Origin of the sequence: Flavobacterium sp., from assembly GCF_043756175.1 — a bacterium.
Classification (GTDB): domain Bacteria; phylum Bacteroidota; class Bacteroidia; order Flavobacteriales; family Flavobacteriaceae; genus Flavobacterium.
In genome coordinates, this window is record NZ_JAYURN010000112.1 from 76,696 (window position 1) to 82,952 (window position 6,257).

General features: G+C 31.3%; 6 protein-coding genes. 4 read left to right on the forward strand and 2 right to left on the reverse strand.

Going from position 1 to position 6,257, the window contains the following annotated elements; all coding sequences use genetic code 11:
* Positions 1–46 precede the first annotated feature (46 nt).
* From ACH2BP_RS09275 to ACH2BP_RS09290, 4 genes are all read left to right on the forward strand, one after another.
* Positions 47–1,699 carry a S41 family peptidase gene (locus ACH2BP_RS09275; protein WP_395059201.1) on the forward strand — a complete coding sequence of 551 codons (1,653 nt, stop codon included), beginning with the start codon at positions 47–49 and terminating at the stop codon, positions 1,697–1,699.
* Between the two features lie 10 nt (positions 1,700–1,709).
* Positions 1,710–2,870 (forward strand): formate-dependent phosphoribosylglycinamide formyltransferase, encoded by a 1,161-nt coding sequence (gene purT / locus ACH2BP_RS09280; protein ID WP_395059203.1) that lies wholly within the window; start codon positions 1,710–1,712, stop codon positions 2,868–2,870.
* A 162-nt stretch (positions 2,871–3,032) separates the two neighbouring features.
* Positions 3,033–3,353 carry a DUF6370 family protein gene (locus ACH2BP_RS09285; RefSeq protein WP_395059205.1) on the forward strand — a complete coding sequence of 107 codons (321 nt, stop codon included), beginning with the start codon at positions 3,033–3,035 and terminating at the stop codon, positions 3,351–3,353.
* On the forward strand, positions 3,353–3,943 hold the full coding sequence (locus tag ACH2BP_RS09290; RefSeq protein WP_395059207.1) for a Crp/Fnr family transcriptional regulator: 591 nt from the start codon (positions 3,353–3,355) through the stop codon (positions 3,941–3,943). Before ACH2BP_RS09285 ends, ACH2BP_RS09290 begins: the two co-directional genes overlap by 1 nt.
* A gap of 34 nt (positions 3,944–3,977) precedes the next feature.
* On the opposite strand, the gene ACH2BP_RS09295 is transcribed toward ACH2BP_RS09290, so the two are convergent.
* Together ACH2BP_RS09295 and ACH2BP_RS09300 are read right to left on the reverse strand one after the other, a co-directional pair.
* On the reverse strand, positions 3,978–4,385 hold the full coding sequence (locus ACH2BP_RS09295; RefSeq protein ID WP_395059209.1) for a hypothetical protein: 408 nt from the start codon (positions 4,383–4,385) through the stop codon (positions 3,978–3,980).
* Between the two features lie 113 nt (positions 4,386–4,498).
* The gene (locus ACH2BP_RS09300; RefSeq protein ID WP_395059211.1) at positions 4,499–6,016 is read right to left on the reverse strand and encodes a hypothetical protein; all 1,518 of its coding nucleotides are present in this window, start codon (positions 6,014–6,016) and stop codon (positions 4,499–4,501) included.
* Positions 6,017–6,257 lie beyond the last annotated feature (241 nt).

Sequence of the window (6,257 nt, forward strand, 5' to 3'; positions counted from 1 at the left end):
AATGACAAATTGTGTGTTTATTTATTCCCGTAAATTCAAATATTAAATGAAAAAAATCACCTTATTCTTCTTTATATTACTTTCACAAATCATATTTGGACAAGTCAAACTATCCGAAACCCAAAAATTATCCGCAACCTGCAAAGTTTGGGGATTTCTTAAATATTACCATCCAAAAGTAGCCAATGGCGATTTTAATTGGGACAAGCAACTTTTTGAAGTTTTACCAAAAATTGAACAAGCCAAAACCAAAGAAGAATTTTCATTAATTTTAGAAAACTGGATAGATTCTCTTGGTGAAGTAAAAGAAATAGCACCAATTATTCAACCAAAAGAAATTGAATATTTTAATAAAAACTTCGATTTGTCTTGGATTGATAAAAGTAAATTGTTTTCTAAAAAACTTTCTAAAAAACTTAAATTTATAGAAAACAATAGATTTCAAGGTGAACAACATTATGTGGAAAATGAAGGTGGAGCTGGAAACATTTCCGTAAAAAATGAAAATTATACGGAATATCAATTCAATGATAAAAATGAAAGAATTTTAGCATTATCTACATATTGGAATTTAATGGAGTATTTTTTCCCCTATAAGTATCTTATGGATAAGAAATGGGACACAACGCTAGAGGAAATGTTACCTGCTTTTATTCAAGCCAAAAACTTAGACGATTTTTATGTAGCAATGCAAAAACTAACCATCAGACTCAATGATTCACATGTTGTTTTTTACAAGTATGCTAAAAAAAGACATTATTTACCTGTTGCATGTAAAATAATTGATGAGAAAATGGTTGTTACAGAAATTTTAGATGATTATTTAACGAAAACAGATGGTGTAAAAGTTGGAGATATAATCACTAAAGTAAATGACAAAACAGTTAAAGAAATTATTTTAGAGTATAGAGATTTAATTTGCGCTTCAAATGAAGCTTTCTATTTATATAAAATTGTTGAACCTATACTTTCAGGATATTCCGATAACATTAAACTAGAATTTCTAAAAGAAGGAAAATATGAAACAAAAACAATAAATTGTGTTGATTATAATTCCAATAGATATCAATTAAATAAAATTCAAAAAGAGAAATTCAAAAAAGAGAAATTTAAAATTCTAGAAAACAATGTTGGCTATGTAAATATGGGAGAGATAACAGTTAAAAGTATTCCTGAAATGATTGAAAAACTAAAATCGACCAAAGCCATTTTTTTTGATATGAGAAATTATCCTAATGGTACTTATGAAGTAATTTCCAACTTTTTAAACGCTAAAGAAAAGCCATTCGTAATCTATACAATACTAGATTTAAGTCATCCCGGAAAATTCAAATGGACCAAGTCACGTAGTATCGGTTCAGAGAATAACAGTAATTACAAAGGCAAAGTTGTTGTATTACTAAATGAGGAATCTATAAGCCAATCCGAATGGACTGCAATGTGTTTTCAAACTGCTGACAATACCACAATTATAGGAAGTCAAACCGCAGGAGCAGATGGAAATGTAAGTAATGTTGATTATATGAAAGCTTTTCATTCGCAGTTTACAGGATTGGGAGTTTATTATCCAAACAAAAAAGAAACGCAAAGAATTGGAATCATTCCTGACATAGAAGTTAAACCTACAATTAAAGGAATTCAAGAAGGTAGAGACGAAGTGTTAGATAGAGCAATAAAGTTTATAGAAACTGGAAAATAAAACATAAAAGATGAAAATATTATTACTTGGTTCTGGCGAATTAGGAAAAGAATTTGCCATCGCAGCCCAACGAATAGGACAAACTATAATCGCTGTCGATAATTATGAAAATGCACCCGCAATGCAGGTCGCTCACGGATTTGAAATCATCAATATGCTCGATGGTGCCGAATTAGACAGAATAGTTGCCAAACACCAACCTGATTTCATTGTGCCAGAGATAGAAGCCATTCGTACCGAACGCTTTTATGATTATGAAAAACAAGGGATTACCGTAGTTCCATCAGCGAAAGCGGCAAATTTTACAATGAACAGAAAAGCTATTCGTGATTTAGCTGCCAAAGAATTAGGCTTAAAAACTGCCAATTATCGTTATGCAACTTCTGCCGAAGAACTTCAAAAAGGAGTAGAAGCAGTTGGAATGCCTTGTGTTGTTAAACCGCTTATGTCTTCCTCAGGAAAAGGGCAATCGACTATAAAATCTCAGGAAGATATTGAGAAAGCTTGGAATTATGCTGTAGAAGGTTCTCGTGGTGATGTCGTAGAAGTCATTGTGGAAGCTTTTGTGAAATTTAATTCCGAAATCACTTTACTAACTGTTGCCCAAAACAATAATCCCACTTTATTTTCCGCACCAATTGGTCACCGTCAAGAACGTGGTGATTATCAAGAAAGTTGGCAACCAGCCAGAATTTCTGATGAAGATTTGCATGAAGCGCAAGATATGGCGAAAAAAGTTACTGAAGCGCTTGGTGGAGCAGGTCTTTTTGGTGTCGAATTTTTCTTGACCGATGATGGCGTATATTTTTCAGAATTATCACCTCGCCCACACGATACAGGAATGGTGACTTTAGCAGGAACACAAAATTTTAACGAATTCGAATTGCATTTACGAGCAATCTTAAGTTTACCAATTTTCGAAATTACTTTAGAAAAATCAGGTGCTAGTGCTGTTATTTTGGCTTCTGAGAATTCAAATAATCCAACGTATTCTGGCTTAGAAAATGTAGCTTGTTTGACTAAAACCGATTTTAGAATTTTTGGCAAACCAACTTCAAGACCATATAGAAGAATGGGCGTAGTTTTAACAAATGATAGTTTAGAAACTCCAATTGAAGAAATTGTAGAACGTGTCAAAAAAATCGCTACTTTAGTAAAAGTAAATTCATAATCATGAAAAATATATCTTTAGGATTAATAATATTGTTATTCTTAAATTCTTGTGGCCCACATAGACTAAGTTGTGGCCCCGGAAAAAGATGTGTCGAGGTTTCTAAAAAGAATGATTTTGAAAAATCTAAAGAAATTAAAAATAAAAAAAACGTTTAAAATCATGAAAAAAACATTCTCCCTATTATTGCTTTTTTTAGCATTTCTAGTTAATGCACAAGAGAAAAAAAACAATCAAAAAATACAATTTGTTGAAGTTTCTTGTGGTCAATGCAAGTTCGGAATGAAACAAGGTGGCTGTGATCTTGCCGTTCGTATCGATAGTAAAACTTATTTTGTAGATGGCGCAAAAATAGACCAACATGGTGATGCTCATGCTAAAGATGGTTTTTGTGAAGTAATCAGAACTGCTGAAGTTGTTGGCGAAATAAAAAATAATCGTTTTGTCGTGTCTTATTTTAAATTACTTCCTATGGAGCAGTAATGCCTCAAATTCTTAAAAACATTTCGAAACATGTTTCTCTTACATCTGATGAGGAACATGTTTTTCTGTCAAAAACCGAAACAAAAAAGTATAAAGCAAAAACAATTTTACTAAGTTCCGGTCAGATTTCTAAAAGCACTTATTTTGTAAACTCTGGTATTTTAAGAAGTTTCAATATAAACGATAATATTATCGAACATGTATTGCATTTTGCTTGCGAAGGTTGGTGGATTGGCGATATGTATAGTTATATTTCCCAAAAACCCGGGAATCTTTTTATCGAAGTACTGGAAGACGCTGAAATAGTTGAAATTACTAAAGAAAATCAACAACAATTATATCAAGAAATTCCAAAATTAGAACGTTTTTTCAGGATTCTTGCCGAAAATTCATTGGTTTCTCATCAAGAGCGACTCATGGACAACTTGAGTTTATCTGCCGAAGATCGTTTTGAGAAATTTTGTGAAAAATATCCAACATTAATTCAAAAAATTGCTCAAAAACATATTGCTTCGTATATTGGTGTCACTCCAGAATTCTTCAGCAAAATGAAAAGCAAGTTATTTAGAGAAAAAGGAAATCGCCATTAACATACGATTTCCTTTTATATTGAATTGAAATAAATTATTTAGTAGAACACATTGCGTCCCATGTTGTCCAAAACTTTGCATTTATACTTCCTATTGGAGGAGAAATACTATCAGCAACTATGCCAACCATTGACGCACAATTAGAGTTGCATCCAATTTCATTTGTACTACCTTGAACAGGTAATAAACTTTGCCACATTCCTGTAGAACCGCTTAAAACCTCAACATTTAAATTAAAATTACCAGACAAACCATTAGTTTGAATTTGTTTGCTTGGATTTTCATTTGTTATCGAATCCGACCAATTTCCTTGCGAAATTGTTACTTTCCAACTTCTAATCATTTTTGAAGTTTCATTCTCAGGTGATAAATAAGCCCAAAATTGTGCTCCATTTCCTAGTTCTACTACTGAACCAAAGTTTGCTGTTCCTAAATTACTCATAAATTAAATATTTTTGTTTGTTTTTTCTTACTCATAAGGCTTTTCAGAATCCGCCTTCGAATTATCTGTACGAAACAGTTTACTTGACAAAATTGTGGAATGTTATAAAAAAATTACTGCAATTTGGGAAGTTGTCGTTCCTTAATATTAGAATAATTATGCTTTTCGAATAAAATCTTTTTTGACAATGGTACTATTCTAGCAAAAACATGGCTTAAATCTCTTGGTTGCAAACTTTTATTATTACTGTGACAACTAAAACAAGAGCCAAAAGCATTGTAATTTTCTCCATTTTGCACATAGGTTTCCATAGTTGAATTGGCTAATTGGCTTGTTCCAATTGCTACACCCGATACTTTAAGGCTATCTATATTAGGATTATAACTATAACCATTCGGTGCTGTTCCGTTCGCGGTCCAAGTTGCTCCTATAAAAATATAGTTTTTACGAATGTCCTTTCCTTTTAGTTTATGGATTACAGAATTATTTATAGAAATAATTTCGCTATTTGAAGCCGCAGGTGAGCTGTTTTCGGCATTTGGATTAACATCAAAACTACTTCCCCAGGGTTTTGTTCTTAAAGTATTACTAGGTGAAATTTGATGTTTGTTTTTTCCTAATATTTTATCACCAGAAAATGTCATGTGAGAAATATTTGTTGAATCTTTTATATTTGAATTCAGTAACCAATCATTACTATTATCAGGTTCAACTGTAATTATAATATCTTTATTATTTAAATATTGATAAGCGGCATTTGGCGTATTTTTTTTATGTTCAAAAGTTGCCCAAATCATTTCAGGATGTTCATTTGCACTTCCTACAATATGAATACCTATTAAAGCTAATTTAGCTTTTCGCTCTCCTTTTACTTCCCATAATTTATTGCTTTTCTTTTTATAGATAGGAATAATAGCATCTATAGTAATATATTCGTTACTGTTTTTAAGCTTAGAAACATCTACCCAAGAAGTTTTAATTTCTATTGCTAGCGTATTTGGATTTTTTAATATGATTCCATTTTCTTTTGCATAATTAAAGATACTGTCTCTTTCTTCTTTAGTGGTGGGAAAAGTATTTCCGTTCATTTTTCTATTTTTAACAGCTGTTAAAAATTCGGCATATACGTCGTTAACCATTGAAATATAATAAACTAAACCACCATTTACATCCATCAAGACATCATCTGTTGCTTGACCCTCTTCACTTATAATTTTACCTGTTTTGTCCACATTTGCAATAGCTCTCAAGAGCTGTCCTGAACGATGAGGAATTAGTTCTCTGACAGTATCCTTTCCTATTATTTTTTTAGGAGACACAGAATAAAACTCTGGCGATTCAAATACCGTTTTAGCATCACCCTCTTTTGAAGTTACCCATAAAAACATGCGTTCAGACCATTTGTAAAAATCGCAATTATTATCATGAACAAAATCTACACTATTTGCAGGTGTTACAATTCCATCTTCTGTTACTTTACTATTTTTAAACCAAGTTGCAAATTCAGGTTCTGTTAGTTCACATAAGTTTTTTACATCTTGTGGTAATCTTCCGTTTTCGGTTATGCACGAAACTACCAAACTCCCTACAAAGCATAACTGAATTATCAGTTTTAATTTTGTTTTTTTCATAATGATATTTATTTATCTTTTTTGGATTAAACTTTTTTCACAATTCAAGCTGTTTGAATTCGTTTTTTTATTGAAATAAAATTACTTTAATATTTATTTCAGTAATTAAATATTGACATCAACAGTATAATTTATGTCACAAGAATGTCATATCCTAAAATACGTTGACTCTTTTTTGTGTTAAATTTATTTCAAAAATACGGATTTGTAATCGGAACATTGATAATTTTTTTTAAAAATC

What these genes read in the sequence shown, in the direction of transcription:
- ACH2BP_RS09300 (WP_395059211.1), bottom strand. Translation starts at nt 6,016, where the DNA reads ATGAAAAAAACAAAATTAAAACTGATAATTCAGTTATGCTTTGTAGGG.
- ACH2BP_RS09290 (WP_395059207.1), top strand. Translation starts at nt 3,353, where the DNA reads ATGCCTCAAATTCTTAAAAACATTTCGAAACATGTTTCTCTTACATCT.
- purT (WP_395059203.1), top strand. Translation starts at nt 1,710, where the DNA reads ATGAAAATATTATTACTTGGTTCTGGCGAATTAGGAAAAGAATTTGCC.
- ACH2BP_RS09285 (WP_395059205.1), top strand. Translation starts at nt 3,033, where the DNA reads ATGAAAAAAACATTCTCCCTATTATTGCTTTTTTTAGCATTTCTAGTT.
- ACH2BP_RS09295 (WP_395059209.1), bottom strand. Translation starts at nt 4,385, where the DNA reads ATGAGTAATTTAGGAACAGCAAACTTTGGTTCAGTAGTAGAACTAGGA.
- ACH2BP_RS09275 (WP_395059201.1), top strand. Translation starts at nt 47, where the DNA reads ATGAAAAAAATCACCTTATTCTTCTTTATATTACTTTCACAAATCATA.